The sequence below is a fragment of the Pantoea sp. AG1095 genome, from assembly GCF_003208415.1.
GTDB lineage: Bacteria > Pseudomonadota > Gammaproteobacteria > Enterobacterales > Enterobacteriaceae > Pantoea > Pantoea leporis.
This window is the reverse complement of sequence record NZ_QKMJ01000001.1, coordinates 531,274-546,147: the sequence shown is the minus strand read 5'-3', so window position 1 is coordinate 546,147 and position 14,874 is coordinate 531,274. Positions and strand designations below refer to the sequence as shown.

12 protein-coding genes are annotated in these 14,874 nt (G+C 57.0%); 7 read left to right on the top strand and 5 right to left on the bottom strand.

What is annotated here, in order from left to right:
* Positions 1 to 41 precede the first annotated feature (41 nt).
* Positions 42 to 1,163 carry a cupin domain-containing protein gene (locus DEU53_RS02655; protein ID WP_110865943.1) on the top strand — a complete coding sequence of 374 codons (1,122 nt, stop codon included), beginning with the start codon at positions 42 to 44 and terminating at the stop codon, positions 1,161 to 1,163.
* Positions 1,164 to 1,362: 199 nt separating this feature from the next.
* On the opposite strand, the gene pepT is transcribed toward DEU53_RS02655, so the two are convergent.
* The gene (pepT, locus tag DEU53_RS02645; RefSeq protein WP_110865942.1) at positions 1,363 to 2,592 is read right to left on the bottom strand and encodes a peptidase T; all 1,230 of its coding nucleotides are present in this window, start codon (positions 2,590 to 2,592) and stop codon (positions 1,363 to 1,365) included.
* A gap of 299 nt (positions 2,593 to 2,891) precedes the next feature.
* Here pepT and potA point away from each other — a divergent pair, with 299 nt between their 5' ends.
* Genes potA through potD form a run of 4 tightly spaced genes read left to right on the top strand, consistent with a single transcriptional unit; the run spans position 2,892 to position 6,672 of the window.
* A complete protein-coding gene (gene potA / locus DEU53_RS02640; protein WP_110865941.1) occupies positions 2,892 to 4,004 on the top strand; it encodes a spermidine/putrescine ABC transporter ATP-binding protein PotA in 1,113 nt (370 codons plus the stop codon).
* Positions 3,988 to 4,848: a spermidine/putrescine ABC transporter permease PotB gene (gene potB / locus DEU53_RS02635; RefSeq protein WP_101760814.1), complete on the top strand. Its 861-nt coding sequence runs from the start codon at positions 3,988 to 3,990 to the stop codon at positions 4,846 to 4,848. Before potA ends, potB begins: the two co-directional genes overlap by 17 nt.
* Complete coding sequence (gene potC, locus DEU53_RS02630; protein ID WP_061716930.1) at positions 4,845 to 5,618, top strand: spermidine/putrescine ABC transporter permease PotC; 774 nt, start codon at positions 4,845 to 4,847, stop codon at positions 5,616 to 5,618. Before potB ends, potC begins: the two co-directional genes overlap by 4 nt.
* A 10-nt stretch (positions 5,619 to 5,628) precedes the next feature.
* Entirely contained in the window at positions 5,629 to 6,672 is a 1,044-nt protein-coding gene (gene potD / locus DEU53_RS02625) for a spermidine/putrescine ABC transporter substrate-binding protein PotD (protein WP_110865940.1), read from the top strand.
* Between the two features lie 109 nt (positions 6,673 to 6,781).
* On the opposite strand, the gene cobB is transcribed toward potD, so the two are convergent.
* The 4 genes from cobB to lolC form a co-directional block, all read right to left on the bottom strand.
* The gene (gene cobB, locus DEU53_RS02620) at positions 6,782 to 7,615 is read right to left on the bottom strand and encodes a Sir2 family NAD+-dependent deacetylase (RefSeq protein ID WP_101760816.1); all 834 of its coding nucleotides are present in this window, start codon (positions 7,613 to 7,615) and stop codon (positions 6,782 to 6,784) included.
* Between the two features lie 97 nt (positions 7,616 to 7,712).
* Positions 7,713 to 8,957 (bottom strand): lipoprotein-releasing ABC transporter permease subunit LolE, encoded by a 1,245-nt coding sequence (gene lolE, locus DEU53_RS02615; RefSeq protein WP_101760817.1) that lies wholly within the window; start codon positions 8,955 to 8,957, stop codon positions 7,713 to 7,715.
* Positions 8,957 to 9,658 (bottom strand): lipoprotein-releasing ABC transporter ATP-binding protein LolD, encoded by a 702-nt coding sequence (gene lolD / locus DEU53_RS02610; RefSeq protein WP_008103026.1) that lies wholly within the window; start codon positions 9,656 to 9,658, stop codon positions 8,957 to 8,959. The genes lolE and lolD overlap by 1 nt, the downstream gene beginning before the upstream one ends.
* Positions 9,651 to 10,850: a lipoprotein-releasing ABC transporter permease subunit LolC gene (gene lolC, locus DEU53_RS02605; RefSeq protein ID WP_110865939.1), complete on the bottom strand. Its 1,200-nt coding sequence runs from the start codon at positions 10,848 to 10,850 to the stop codon at positions 9,651 to 9,653. Before lolC ends, lolD begins: the two co-directional genes overlap by 8 nt.
* Positions 10,851 to 11,079: 229 nt before the next feature.
* On the opposite strand from lolC, the gene DEU53_RS02600 reads away from it, so the two are divergent.
* Positions 11,080 to 11,289, top strand: coding sequence for a hypothetical protein (locus DEU53_RS02600; protein ID WP_008103029.1), 210 nt, complete (start codon positions 11,080 to 11,082; stop codon positions 11,287 to 11,289).
* 104 nt (positions 11,290 to 11,393) lie between these two features.
* Entirely contained in the window at positions 11,394 to 14,837 is a 3,444-nt protein-coding gene (gene mfd / locus DEU53_RS02595; RefSeq protein ID WP_110865938.1) for a transcription-repair coupling factor, read from the top strand.
* Positions 14,838 to 14,874: the final 37 nt, after the last annotated feature.

Below are 14,874 nucleotides of genomic sequence, written 5' to 3'. Positions count from 1 at the left end.
TTATACTTGCCATCATTCTTTGCAGCAAACGGACTCCTCATATGGATTATCAGCTCGATATCAACTGGCCCGACTTTATTCAACGCTACTGGCAGAAACGCCCGGTGGTGCTTAAACGTGGATTTAAAAACTTCGTCGATCCTATTTCTCCTGACGAGCTGGCCGGTCTGGCGATGGAAAATGAGGTGGATAGCCGCCTTGTCAGCCATAACGAGGGCAAATGGCAAGTCAGCTACGGCCCGTTTGAAAGCTACGATCATCTCGGTGAGAGCAACTGGTCGCTGCTGGTTCAGGCGGTCAACCATTGGCATGAACCTTCTGCCGCACTGATGCGTCCGTTCCGTTTTCTGCCCGACTGGCGTGTTGACGACCTGATGATCTCGTTTGCCGTGCCGGGAGGCGGCGTCGGTCCGCATTTCGATCAGTACGATGTGTTTATCATTCAGGGCACTGGCCGCCGTCGCTGGCGCGTGGGTGAAAAAGTGCCGTTGAAACAGCACTGCCCGCATCCGGATCTGCTGCAGGTTGAGCCTTTCGACGCCATCATCGATGAAGAGATGGAGCCCGGCGATATTCTCTATATTCCGCCAGGATTCCCGCACGAAGGCTATTCGCTGGAAAACGCCATCAACTATTCGGTCGGCTTCCGCGCACCGAACGGTCGCGAGCTGATCAGCGGTTTTGCCGATCACATGCTGGCCAACGAATTGGGCAGCTACCGCTACAGCGATCCCGATGTGCCATCGCGCGATTGCCCATCGCAAATTCTGCCGTCAGAACTGGAAGGCATCCGCAAAGTCATGATGGATGTGATTAACCAGCCGGAGCAGTTTAATCAGTGGTTTGGCGAGTTTATTTCTCAGTCGCGTCATGAGCTGGACGTCGCACCGCCAGAGCCGCCGTATCAACCGGACGAAATCTACGATGCATTGCAGCAAGGCGATGCGCTGACGCGGCTCGGCGGCCTGCGCGTATTGACCATTGGCGATGTGGTGTTTGTGAACGGTGAATCGCTCACCAGCAGCCATCCGCATGTGCTGGCGGCATTGGCGCACAATCACGTGCTGACGCTGGAAGATTTCGGCGATGCGCTGGATGACCCTTCACTGCTGGCGCAGCTGGCGGCGTTGGTGAATAGCGGTTATTGGTTCTTCGGCGAGTAAGTTTCAATCTGTCTCGGGGTTTCTAAAACTCGGTGGGTGCTCGGTGGGTGCTCGCTGTCCCCCTCCTCGGTCCTCCCCCATAAATGGGGGAGGATGATGCTGCCATATGTTCGTTTTGGAGTTGCATGTGGCAGCGTCTCCTTCCCCCATTTATGGGGGAAGGCTGGGATGGGGGACAACCCGCGCTAAGCAATCACCATCAGCCCTTCTTCTGCCCCGCCAGCTCAGCCAAACGCACGATCACATCCACCGACTGCGCCATCACATTGAGTGAGGCGAACTCGTGCTTGCCGTGATAGTTGTAGCCGCCGGTGAACAGGTTCGGGCATGGCAATCCTTTCCACGACAGCGCAGAGCCGTCGGTGCCGCCGCGAATCGGTTTGACGTTCGGTTCGATGCCGCAATCGCGCATCGCCTGCAGCGCCAACTCAATAATGTGCGGATGCGGTTCGACTTTCTCGCGCATGTTGCGATAACTGTCGCTGATCTCCACTTTCACCGAACATTCACTTTGCAGCCCTTTGCTGACGCGCTGACCAATCTCTTCCAGCAGCTGTTTACGCTGTTCATAGCTGTCGGCATCAAAATCGCGGATCAAATACATCAGCTCGGCATGTTCAACCGTGCCTTTGATGGTGTGCAGATGGAAGAAGCCTTCATAGCCGTCGGTATACTGCGGCTTCTCTTTGGCTGGCAGTTCCGCGTGGAAGCGCATCGCCAGATCCAACGCATTGACCATCACATTTTTAGCGCTGCCTGGATGCACGTTGTTGCCGGTGATTTTAACCATCGCGGTAGCGGCATTGAAGTTCTCGAACTCGAACTCGCCGAGATCGCTGCCATCAACGGTATACGCCCAATCGGCGGCAAAGCCTTCGACGTCGAAGTGCGACGCGCCGCGACCAATCTCTTCATCGGGTGTAAAGGCCACGCGAATCGCACCGTGTGGCGTATCCCCTTTTGCCAGACGCGCCATCGCGGTCATGATCTCGGCGATACCGGCTTTATCATCCGCGCCGAGCAGCGTTTTGCCATCGGTGGTGATCAGCGTATGACCGATCAGCTTATGCAGAACCGGGAACATCACCGGTGACAGAATTTCATCACCGTTACCGAGCGCGATATCGCCACCGCGATAGTTTTCAATAATCTGCGGATTGACGTTTTTGGCGGTAAAATCCGGTGAGGTGTCCATGTGCGAAATAAAGCCGATCACCGGCGTGGCCCAATCAACGTTAGCCGGTAAGGTGCCCATCACACAGCAGTGATCGCTCAGAGAGACATCAACAAAGCCCAGCGCGATAAGTTCTTCCTGTAATTGACGCGCCAGCGTCCACTGCCCTTCGCTGCTTGGCACCTGTCGTGCCTGAGGTTTTGACTGAGTTTCTACTACAACATAACTGAGAAAACGCTCAAGTAATTGATCCATCTGTCATCCCTCTAAAGAACCTGCGTCATTATCATGGTGGCCAAATGGCACCATGTTGCGTCAAATCATTATCCTTCAGGTTAGCTCTCTCAACGTGACTTGCGTTGAAAATTCGCTCACTCGCGCCTGTCCGACTTATCCGTTACGCATACTCCGGCATTTTTCAGAGTTTTCAAGGTAAATCCGTGGCAAAACATGGCATTGACACATTTTTGCGGTATCATCGCGCCCTTCATCACAGCAAGCGGCCACCAGCGGCTATGCTGTAACCTGATTCACCATCAGACTGAGTGACTAAAATGACGCAAACACGCGCGCCTGCGCTGGTTACGCTTTCTGGCATCAGTAAAGCTTTTGATGGCAAAACCATCATCTCTGACTTTGACCTGACCATCCGTCACGGCGAGTTCATCACGCTGCTTGGCCCTTCCGGCTGCGGAAAAACCACCATTTTACGCCTGATTGCCGGGCTGGAAGCGGCCGATCGCGGTCATATCACTCTTGATGATAACGACATCACCGATCTGCCCGCCGAGCATCGCCACATTAACACCGTGTTTCAGAGCTACGCGCTGTTCCCGCACATGTCGGTGTTTGAGAACGTCGCCTTTGGCCTGCGCATGCAGAAAACCCCGGCGGCGGAGATCACCACGCGCGTTAACGATGCGCTGGCGATGGTACAACTGGAGAGTTTTGCCGATCGCCGTCCGCATCAGCTTTCGGGCGGTCAGCAGCAGCGCGTGGCGATTGCGCGCGCGGTGGTCAATCGCCCGAAAGTGCTGCTGCTGGACGAGTCGCTGTCGGCGCTGGATTACAAGCTGCGGCGCCAGATGCAAAACGAGCTCAAAGCGCTACAGCGTAAGCTTGGCATCACCTTTGTGTTTGTGACGCACGATCAGGAAGAGGCGCTGACCATGTCCGATCGTATCGTGGTAATGCGCGATGGCCGCATCGAACAGGACGGCACGCCACGCGAGATTTACGAAGAGCCCGCCAACCTGTTTGTGGCGCGTTTTATTGGCGAGATTAACGTGTTCGATGCCGAGGTGCTGAATAGCGATCATGCGCCTACAATCCGCGCGCGTGTGGAAGGCCTTGAATGCACGCTGCAATGTGATTTCCCGGTCAGCGTCGGCGATAAACTGCACGTGCTGCTGCGCCCGGAAGATCTGCGCGTTGAAGAGATCGACCACGACAGCCGCAGCGATAATCTGATCGGCTTCGTGCGCGAGCGCAACTATAAAGGCATGACGCTGGAGTCTACTGTTGAGCTGGAGAACGGCAAGCTGCTGACGGTGAGCGAGTTCTTCAACGAAGACGATCCCGATTTTGATCACTCGCTGAACCAGAAAATGGCCGTCAGCTGGGTCGCCAACTGGGAGGTGGTGTTGCCGTATGAAGTTGATGCGTAACCGCCTGCAGAAAGTCATTGTTGCCCTGATCGTCAGCTGGCTCACGCTGTTTGTGCTGCTGCCTAACCTGATGATTTTCGCCACCAGCTTCCTGACGCGCGATGATGCGCATTTTGTCAGTATGGCCTTCACCCTAAATAACTACACGCGGCTGCTCGATCCGCTCTACGCTGATGTGCTGCTGCACTCGCTGAATATGGCGTTGATCGCCACGCTGTGCTGCCTGCTGCTCGGTTATCCGTTTGCCTGGTGTCTGACGAAACTGCCGGCGCGCCTGCGTCCGCTGATGCTGTTCCTGCTGATTGTGCCGTTCTGGACCAACTCGCTGATCCGTATCTACGGTCTGAAAATCTTCCTCAGCACGCGCGGCTGGCTGAATGAGTTTTTGCTGTGGCTTGGGGTGATCGATAAACCGTTTCGCATCATGTACACCTCGGAAGCGGTGATTCTGGGGCTGATCTACATTCTGCTGCCGTTTATGGTGCTGCCGCTCTACTCCAGCCTGGAAAAGCTGGATAAATCCTGCCTCGAAGCGGCGCGCGATCTTGGCGCGAATAAAGTGAAAACCTTTTTACGCATCATTCTGCCGCTCACCATGCCGGGCATTGTCGCCGGTTGCCTGCTGGTGTTTATCCCGGCGATGGGCTTGTTCTTTGTAGCGGATTTGCTGGGCGGCGCGAAAAACCTGTTAATTGGCAACGTGATCAAGAGCCAGTTCCTGAATATCCGTGACTGGCCGTTCGGTGCTGCCACCAGCATTGTGATGACGCTGCTGATGGGGCTGATGCTGCTGGCTTACTGGCGCGCAGCGCGTATGCTGAACAGCAAGGTGGAACTGCAATGATGGCGCGCTGGTTACGTGGCGGCTTCATGGCCGTGATTTATGCCTGGTTTTATATCCCGATCATCATTCTGATCGTCAACTCCTTCAACCGTTCGCGTTTCGGCATTAACTGGCAGGGCTTCAGCACGCAGTGGTATCGCCTGCTGATGAATAACGACAGCCTGATTCAGGCGGCACAACATTCATTGCTGATGGGCGTGCTCTCTGCCAGCTGCGCCACGATTATCGGCTCGCTGACCGCCGTCGCGCTCTATCGCTATCGCTTCCGTGGTAAACCGTTCGTCAGCGGCATGCTGTTTGTGGTGATGATGTCGCCGGATATCGTGATGGCGATTTCGCTGCTGGTGCTGTTTATGCTGCTGGGCATTTCGCTGGGCTTCTGGTCGCTGCTGTTCTCGCATATCACCTTCTGCCTGCCGTTTGTGGTGATCACCGTCTATTCGCGCCTGAAAGGGTTTGATGTGCGCATGCTGGAAGCCGCCAAAGATCTTGGTGCCAGCGAAGTCACCATTTTGCGCAAAATTCTGCTGCCGCTGGCGCTGCCGGCGGTCGCAGCGGGTTGGCTGTTGAGCTTCACGCTGTCGATGGACGATGTCGTGGTATCGTCGTTCGTCACCGGCCCGAGCTTCGAAATTTTGCCGTTAAAAATCTATTCGATGGTGAAAGTTGGCGTGTCACCGGAAGTGAACGCGCTGGCGACAATTTTGCTGCTGCTGTCGCTGCTGTTGGTGGCGCTCAGTCAGCTGTTGCTCCGTGATAAAACCAAATAGAGGATAATCGATGAAAAAGTGGTCTCACTGGCTGGCGGCTGGGGCGCTGGCATTGGGCATGCAGAGCGCGCAGGCGGATGCCGGCAAAACGCTCTACTTCTATAACTGGACCGAATACGTGCCGCCGGGACTGCTGGAGCAGTTCACCAAAGAGACCGGCATCAAGGTGATTTACTCCACCTACGAATCCAATGAAAGCATGTATGCCAAGCTGAAGACCTGGAAAGATGGCGCCTACGATTTGGTGGTGCCTTCAACCTACTTCGTCGCCAAAATGCGTAATGAAGGCATGCTGCAAAAGATCGATAAAACCCAGCTCAGCAACTTCAAAAACCTCGATCCTAACCTGCTCAACAAGCCGTTCGACCCTAACAATGATTACTCGATCCCCTATATCTGGGGCGCGACCGCCATTGGCTTCAACACCGACGAAGTGGATGCCAAAAGCATTACCCGCTGGGCCGATTTGTGGAAGCCTGAGTATAAGCAAAGCCTGCTGCTGACCGACGATGCGCGTGAAGTGTTCCAGATGGCGCTGCGTAAGCTGGGCTATTCGGGCAACACCCGCGATCCCAAGCAGATCGAAGCCGCTTATGAAGAGTTAAAAAAGCTGATGCCGAACGTGCTGGCGTTTAACTCCGATAATCCAGGAAATCCGTTTATGGAAGGCGAAGTGAACGTTGGGATGATCTGGAACGGTTCCGCCTACGTGGCGCGCCAGGCAGGCACGCCGCTGCAGATTATCTGGCCGCAGGAAGGCGGGATTTTCTGGATGGATAACCTGGCGATTCCGGCCAATGCGAAAAACCGTGAAGGCGCGCTGAAGCTGATTAACTTCCTGCTGCGTCCGGATGTGGCGGCACAGGTGGCGGAAACCATCGGCTATCCCACGCCAAACCTGGCAGCGAAGAAGTTACTGCCACAGGAAGTGGCCAGCGATCCTTCGCTTTATCCTGCTGAGGATGTGATCAAAAACGGCGAGTGGCAAAACGATGTCGGTGACGCCAGCGTGCAGTATGAGACGTTGTTCCAGAAGCTGAAGGCGGGACGTTAACTCTCTGCGGCTTCCCCTCACCCTGCCCTCTCTCGCAAGCGGGAGAGGGTTCCGTCTAGCCCCTTCTCCCTCTGGGAGAAGGTTGGGATGAGGTAAAGCGCGCACAAATCTACTTATACAACCCACGCAAAAACGTATGCACAAACTCCGGCACCACTTCGCTTGCTAAGCCGTAATGACGCTCGGCAAACTCATTGCCGACCTGGCTCGGTTCCAGATTCAGCTCCACAGTATGCGCGCCCTGCAGTTTCGCTTCGTGGACAAAACCGGCGGCGGGATAGACATGGCCCGACGTGCCAATGGCGATAAACAGATTCGCCTGTTCAATCGCCTGATAAATCTCTTCCATCCCCAGCGGCATTTCGCCGAACCACACGATGTGCGGGCGCAGCATGGCCGGGAACTGGCAGCAGGTGCAGCGATCGTCCGCGGTTAAATCTTCGGTCCAGTCCAGCACTTGTCCACTGCTGACGCAGCGCACTTTCAGCAGTTCACCGTGCATATGCAGCACGCGCTGGCTGCCGGCGCGTTCGTGCAGGTTATCGATATTCTGCGTCACCAGCAGGAAGTTATCGCCCAGCACCTGCTCCAGTTCCGCTAGCGCTTTGTGCGCGGCGTTGGGCTGAATTTCTGGCTGCTGCAGCTGTTGACGCCGCGCGTTGTAAAACGCCTGCACCAGCGCCGGATTGCGTTGAAAACCTTCCGGCGTGGCGACATCTTCTACGCGATGCTCTTCCCACAAGCCATCGGCGGCGCGGAAAGTGCGAATACCGGATTCGGCGGAGATCCCCGCGCCAGTCAGCACCACCACGCGCGGTTGCGGATGCGCGGCCAGTTCAGCTTTGCGATCGCGCTCGAAGATGCGCTGGCGAAAGCGCTGATGCACCTTGCGGCGGTTTTTTTTGTCGCGGGCGAGTCGTAGGCGGCGGCGCGGTATGCGCATAAAAGCTCCTTATCTGCGGCGTTTATTGCCGCGCATCGGGGATTTTTCGGGCTACTCTGCCCGATAATAGCAGCCGCACAGCGGCTGCGTTTTATCTTTACTGACCGCTGAGTACGCGGGCCGGATCGATACGGCTGGCGCGTCGTGCCGGATACCAGCTGGCAATCAGGCTCAGGACAATCGCGGTGGCCAGCACCGAAATCACATCAATCCAGTGCAGTTCGGACGGCAGGAAATCGATAAAGTAGATATCGCCTGCCAGCAGCTGATGCCCGGTCAGGTGCTCAAACACGCGCATCACCGGCGTGAGATTGAGCGCTACCAGCACGCCGACCACCACGCCGCTGACGCTGCCGAGCAGGCCCGCCAGCAAGCCGTACCAGATAAAGATGGCGCGGATCAAACCATCTTTGGCCCCCAGCGTGCGCAGTACCGCGATGTCGCTGCTCTTGTCTTTCACCGCCATCACCAGCGTCGAAACGATGTTGAAGCAGGCCACGCCAATCACCAGCACCATGGCTAAATACATAATGGCGCGAATCATCTGGATGTCACGGTACATGTAGCCGTAAGTGCCAATCCAGCTCTTAATGTAGACGTAAGAGTGCGTCACTTTACCGGCGTCATGTATCAACTTCTGCGCCTGGAACGGGTCATTCATCTTCAGCGCAATACCGCTGACGCTGTCGCCCATATCCAGATATTTCTGCGCATCGGCCAGCGGCACCAGCGCCAGGCTGTGATCGAGCATGCCGCTCAGTTGCAGCACGCCGCTGACCTGCAGACGAATACGTTTTGGCTGCAGCAGCTTATTCTCGCCATCATTATTGGGGATCATGATGGTGATCCAGTCGCCCTGTTTCACGTTGAGCGATTTAGCGATGCCGCCACCCAGTATGATTTGCTGTTTACCAGCCGCGAACTGCGACCATGCATCTCCGGCCACAAAGCTCGGCAAGGCGCTAAGACGCGCTTCCTGCTGCGGATCGACGCCTTTCACCTGCAGCGCCTGCAGCTTTGCGCCGCTCTCAATCAGCCCGGTGAAGTTGATATAGGGCGCTGCGGCGGCAATGCCGGCCACCTGTTCAATCGGCGCGATCATCGGTTGCCAGTTACGGAACGGCTGATTCACCGGCTCGATTTCACCGTGCGGTACCACCGCCAGAATGCGGTTATTCAGCTCACGCTCAAAGCCGTTCATGGCGCTCAGGCCGATGATCAGCACCGCCACGCCCAGCGCAATGCCGATGGTGGAGATGATGGAGATCAGCGAGACCATGCCACCACGCCGCCGACCGCGGCTAAAACGCAGCCCGAGCAGCAGGGATAATGACGAAGCCATCAGATCACTCCCAGCGTCAGTTGGTCGCTCAGCTCACCGTCGCGCATCTCCATCTGCCGGCTCAGGCGTTTCGCCAGCTGCAGATCGTGCGTTACCACCAGAAAAGCGGTGCCCTGTTTGACGTTCAGCTCGCCGAGCAGTTCAAAAATCGCGTCGGCGTTGCGCGCATCGAGATTACCGGTAGGTTCATCGGCCATCACCAGCCGCGGACGATTCACCAGCGCGCGGGCAATCGCCACACGCTGACGTTCACCGCCCGACAGTTCAGAAGGCCGATGCGCAGCACGTTTTTCCAGCCCGACCGCCGCCAGCATTTCACGCGCGCGTGATTCCGCTTCCGCTTTGCCAATTTTGCCAATCAGCAGCGGCATCGCCACGTTCTCCAGCGCGCTAAAATCCGGCAGCAGATGGTGGAACTGATAGATAAAGCCCAGCTCACGGTTGCGCAGCTCGGCTTTCGCGGCCGACGACATCGCATTCAGCGATTTACCATCAAAAATCACATCGCCTGACGTCGGCGCATCCAGGCCGCCGAGCAGATGCAGTAAGGTACTTTTACCCGAACCGGAGCTGCCGACAATTGCCGTCAGTTCACCCGGCTGCAGGCTGAAAGCCACATTGCGCAGCACATCGGTCTGCACGCTGCCTTCCTGATAGCGTTTGCACAGGTCACGACACTGCAACAAAGGAGTATTACTCATAACGTAAAGCCTCAGCGGGTTGGACGGCGGCAGCGCGCCATGACGGATAAAGGGTAGAAAGCAGCGCGACGGCCATTGAGACCAGCGCAATGGTGATCACCTGCAACACATTGATGTCGACCGGCAGCGCCGCGCCATCAAGGAACAGACCAATCACCGGCATCAAATTATTCAGCTGGCTGGCAAGCAGCACGCCAAGCACGGTGCCCAGCAGCGCGCCAATAATGCCCGCGCTGGCGCCCTGCACCATAAACACCGCGACAATCTGGCGGCGGGTTAAACCCAGCGTTTGCAAAATGGCCACTTCGCCCTGCTTCTCCATGATCAGCAGGCCCAGCGAGGTAATGATATTAAAAGCCGCCACCGCGATGATCAGGCTCAGCAGCAGCCCCATCATGTTTTTTTCCATGCGTACCGCCTGGAACAGATCGCCTTTGCGTTCGCGCCAGTCTTTCCACGTCAGGCCCTCCGGCAGTTTCTGCTGGCTGAGCGCATCAACGCTTAACGGCTTATCCAGCCACAAACGCCAGCCGGTGATGTTGCCGAGCGGATAGCGCATCACGCGTGACGCATCCTGCTGATTGACCAGAATTTGATAGCCATCCACTTCGCTGTTGGCGGCATAGGTGCCAGCCACGGTGAAAATACGCTGGCTCGGCAAACGTCCTACCGGCGTGAACTGGCTGACCGATGGCACCATCAGACGCAGCTGATCGCCGCGCTTCACGCCCAGCTGTGCAGCCAGCTGTTCACCGAGGATGACGTTGTACTGGCCCGGCTGCAGCACGCTTTGTTGGGTGTTGACGAGGAATGGCGTCAGCGGATCCTGTTCGTCGGGATTGATGCCGAGCATCACGCCGACCGAGACGTTACGCGCGCTCTGTAGCACCACATCGGCGGTGGTCAGCGGTGCGATGCGCTTAACCCCTTGCAGTTTGAGATTATCGGCGGGCAACGCCTTCGGACTGATGCTGCCTTTTTCGCTGGTGATCAGCGCCTGCGGCATCAGGCCGAGGATATTGCCTTCCAGCTCGCGCTCAAAGCCATTCATCACCGACAACACGGTGACCAGCGCCAGCACGCCGAGCGTGATGCCGATAGTTGAGAGCCAGGAGACGAAGCGACCAAAGCGGTCTGAGGCACGTCCACGCATGTAGCGTAAACCGATGAATAACGCGACTGGTTGATACATGAGATCCGTCTTGGCAGTTGCCTGAAAATAAGTAGTGGGATGATAAAGGAGGCGTCCCCTTTATGAAACCTCTAACCCTCTGAGTCTGCGGCAAAGTTGTGTCAAAAACCGTCCCAGCCAACGCTTATGCATAAAATTGCGACAAATTAATGATGTTATTTGTACGTTTATTCGTCATTGGCTGGCGTAGACTTAAAGGTGAATTACCGTAGGCGACGAGGAGTACACCATGTTCAAGTTCCCCAAAAGCAGTATCGTGAAACACAAATCGGGTGAAATTAAAGGCGAGATCGTCAACGTTTTTGAACAGGGAGATGCGCCAACCGGCTATTACGTGAAGTGGGACGACGGCAACCACAGCTACCATCTGGAGAAAGAGCTGTCCTGGGCCAATGTCGACCGCCCACGTATGCACTACACACAGCAATCGAGTAAGTAGCTCAACCGGCAAAAGTGTGAGAAATCGCACCACGACAGATGATCCTCAGGGCGGATTATGGAATGATGACGCCCTGTAATCCAAGGAGAGAATGTCGAGATCCCATGTCGGAACAGAGTCGTTATACCCTGCCAGTCAAAGCCGGCGACCATCGCCAGCTCGGTCAGCTCGTCGGCGCCGCACAAGCGCTTGAGTGCGCCAGCATCACCGAACGCCACAGCGGTCCGGTGTTGATGATTACCCCGGATATGCAATCTGCCCTGCGTCTGCAGGAGGAGATTCGCCAGTTCACCGATCTGCCGGTCACCCATCTCGCTGACTGGGAAACGCTGCCCTACGACAGCTTCTCGCCGCATCAGGACATCATCTCAGCTCGCCTCTCCACGCTGTATCAACTGCCCAACTTAACGCGCGGTATGCTGATTATGCCGGTCAACACGCTGATGCAGCGCGTATGTCCGCACAGCTTCCTGCACGGCCATGCGCTGGTGATGCAGCAAGGGCAAAAGCTGTCGCGCGATGCGCTGCGCGATCAGCTGGAGCAGGCCGGTTATCGCCACGTCGATCAGGTGATGGAGCACGGTGAATACGCCACGCGCGGTGCGCTGCTCGATCTGTTCCCGATGGGCAGCGACCAACCTTATCGCATCGACTTCTTTGACGATGAGATCGACAGCCTGCGCCTGTTTGATGTCGATACGCAGCGCACGCTGGAGGCGGTCAACGCCATCAACCTGTTGCCGGCGCATGAATTCCCCACGGATAAAGCCGCCATCGAGCTGTTCCGCAGCCGCTGGCGCGAAACCTTTGACGTACGGCGCGAGCCGGAGCATGTCTATCAGCAGGTGAGCAAAGGCACGCTGCCCGCCGGTATCGAATACTGGCAGCCGCTGTTCTTTGAGCAGGCGTTGCCGACGCTGTTCAGCTATCTGCCCGCCAATACGCTGCTGCTCAACAGCGGCGATTTGCTGGCCAGCGCCGAGCGCTTCTGGCTTGACGCCAACGCGCGCTTTGAGAATCGCCGTATCGATCCGATGCGCCCGCTGCTGGAGCCGGTCACGCTGTGGCTGCGTCCCGACACGCTGATGAGCGAACTGAAAGCCTGGCCGCGCATGCATTTAAGCAGCGAGACGCTGCCGGAAAAAGCAGCGAATACCAATCTCGGTTATCAGCCGCTGCCGGAATTGACGGTGCAGGCGCAGGCCAAAGCGCCACTCGATCTGCTGCGTCAGTTCCTTGAACAATTCAGCGGTCAGGTGATTTTCTCGGTTGAGAGTGAAGGCCGCCGTGAAAGCCTGCAAGAGCTGTTGGCGCGCATTAAACTGCGTCCACAGGCTATCGATCACTTTGATCAGGCCGCCAATCAGCCGCTTAGCCTGATGATTGGCGCCAGCGAGCGCGGCTTTATCGATACGCAACGCCAGCTGGCGTTGATTTGCGAAAGCGATCTGCTTGGCGAGCGCGTCAGTCGTCGTCGCCAGGATAATCGCCGCACCATCAATCCTGATGTGCTGATCCGCAACCTCGCCGAGCTGCATCCTGGCCAGCCGGTGGTGCATCTGGAGCACGGCGTTGGGCGTTATATCGGCCTGACCACGCTGGAAGCCGGCGGCATCGTCGCTGAATATCTGATGCTCTCCTATGCGGGCGACGCCAAGCTGTACGTGCCGGTTTCATCACTGCATCTGATTAGCCGCTATGCCGGTGGCGCGGATGAAAACGCGCCGCTGCATAAACTTGGCAGCGATGCCTGGTCACGCGCGCGGCAGAAAGCTGCTGAGAAAGTGCGCGACGTGGCGGCGGAGCTGCTGGATATTTACGCTCAGCGCGCAGCCAAAACCGGCTTTGCCTTTAAGCACGATCGCGATCAGTATCAGCTGTTCTGCGAAGGCTTCCCGTTTGAAACCACGCCGGATCAAGGCCAGGCGATCAACGCGGTGCTGAGCGACATGTGTCAGCCGCTGGCGATGGATCGTCTGGTGTGCGGCGACGTCGGCTTTGGTAAAACCGAAGTGGCGATGCGCGCTGCGTTTCTGGCGGTTGAGAACGCCAAACAGGTCGCGGTGCTGGTGCCCACCACGCTGCTGGCGCAGCAGCATTACGACAACTTTCGCGATCGTTTCGCTAACTGGCCGGTGCGCATTGAGATGCTGTCGCGCTTCCGCACCGCCAAAGAACAGAGTCAGGTGCTGGAACAGGCGCGCGAGGGCAAAGTCGATATTCTGATTGGCACCCATAAGCTGCTGTCTAACGACCTGAAGTGGCACGATCTCGGCCTGCTAATTGTCGATGAAGAGCACCGCTTTGGCGTGCGTCATAAAGAGCGGATCAAGGCGATGCGCGCCGATGTCGATATCCTGACGCTCACCGCCACGCCGATTCCGCGTACCCTGAATATGGCGATGAGCGGCATGCGCGATCTGTCGATTATTGCCACGCCACCGGCACGACGCATGGCGGTGAAAACCTTTGTGCGTGAGTACGACAGCCTGGTGGTGCGCGAGGCAATCCTGCGTGAAGTGCTGCGCGGCGGCCAGGTTTACTATCTCTACAATGACGTAGAGAACATCGAGAAAGCGGCGCAAAGATTGGCCGATCTGGTGCCGGAAGCGCGCATTGCCATTGGTCACGGTCAGATGCGCGAACGCGATCTTGAGCGGGTGATGAATGATTTCCACCATCAGCGCTTTAACGTGCTGGTGTGTACCACCATCATCGAAACCGGTATCGACGTACCCAGCGCCAACACCATTATCATCGAACGCGCTGACCACTTTGGTCTGGCGCAGCTGCATCAGCTGCGTGGCCGCGTGGGACGTTCGCACCATCAGGCCTATGCGTGGCTGCTGACGCCGCATCCAAAAGCGATGACCACTGATGCGCAAAAACGTCTGGAAGCTATCGCGTCGCTGGAAGATCTTGGCGCCGGTTTTGCGCTGGCAACCCACGATCTGGAGATTCGCGGCGCGGGTGAGCTGCTCGGCGAAGATCAGAGCGGCCAGATGGAAACCATCGGCTTCACGCTGTATATGGAGCTGCTGGAGAACGCGGTCGATGCGCTGAAGGCGGGCCGCGAGCCGTCGCTGGAAGATCTCACCAGCAATCAAACCGAAATCGAACTGCGTATGCCTGCCCTGCTGCCAGATGATTTTATCCCAGATGTGAATACCCGCTTGTCGCTCTACAAGCGCGTGGCCAGCGCCGCCGATGAGCAGGATTTGGCGGAACTGAAGGTTGAGATGATTGACCGCTTCGGCAAGCTGCCGGATGCCGCGCGTAATCTGCTGGATGTTGCCGGGCTGCGTTTAGTGGCGCGCGAGTTGGGGATTCGTAAGATTGAAGCCAGCGACAAAGGCGGATTTTTCGAGTTTGCGCCGCAGAATCGGGTTGATCCGGGCTGGCTGATTGGCCTGCTGCAGAAAGATCCTCAGCAATGGAAGCTGGATGGCCCAACGCGATTGAAGTTCACCCGCGATATGGCGGACCGGAAAATCCGTATGGAGTGGGTGCAGGGATTTGTCAGCGAGCTGGCGAAAAACCGGGTTTAGTGGATATCCGCACGGAATCGTAGCGGCGCGATTCATC

What these genes read in the sequence shown, in the direction of transcription:
- pepT (WP_110865942.1), bottom strand. Translation starts at nt 2,592, where the DNA reads ATGGATCAATTACTTGAGCGTTTTCTCAGTTATGTTGTAGTAGAAACT.
- cobB (WP_101760816.1), bottom strand. Translation starts at nt 7,615, where the DNA reads ATGCGCATACCGCGCCGCCGCCTACGACTCGCCCGCGACAAAAAAAAC.
- lolC (WP_110865939.1), bottom strand. Translation starts at nt 10,850, where the DNA reads ATGTATCAACCAGTCGCGTTATTCATCGGTTTACGCTACATGCGTGGA.
- potB (WP_101760814.1), top strand. Translation starts at nt 3,988, where the DNA reads ATGAAGTTGATGCGTAACCGCCTGCAGAAAGTCATTGTTGCCCTGATC.
- potC (WP_061716930.1), top strand. Translation starts at nt 4,845, where the DNA reads ATGATGGCGCGCTGGTTACGTGGCGGCTTCATGGCCGTGATTTATGCC.
- DEU53_RS02600 (WP_008103029.1), top strand. Translation starts at nt 11,080, where the DNA reads ATGTTCAAGTTCCCCAAAAGCAGTATCGTGAAACACAAATCGGGTGAA.
- potA (WP_110865941.1), top strand. Translation starts at nt 2,892, where the DNA reads ATGACGCAAACACGCGCGCCTGCGCTGGTTACGCTTTCTGGCATCAGT.
- DEU53_RS02655 (WP_110865943.1), top strand. Translation starts at nt 42, where the DNA reads ATGGATTATCAGCTCGATATCAACTGGCCCGACTTTATTCAACGCTAC.
- lolD (WP_008103026.1), bottom strand. Translation starts at nt 9,658, where the DNA reads ATGAGTAATACTCCTTTGTTGCAGTGTCGTGACCTGTGCAAACGCTAT.
- lolE (WP_101760817.1), bottom strand. Translation starts at nt 8,957, where the DNA reads ATGGCTTCGTCATTATCCCTGCTGCTCGGGCTGCGTTTTAGCCGCGGT.
- mfd (WP_110865938.1), top strand. Translation starts at nt 11,394, where the DNA reads ATGTCGGAACAGAGTCGTTATACCCTGCCAGTCAAAGCCGGCGACCAT.
- potD (WP_110865940.1), top strand. Translation starts at nt 5,629, where the DNA reads ATGAAAAAGTGGTCTCACTGGCTGGCGGCTGGGGCGCTGGCATTGGGC.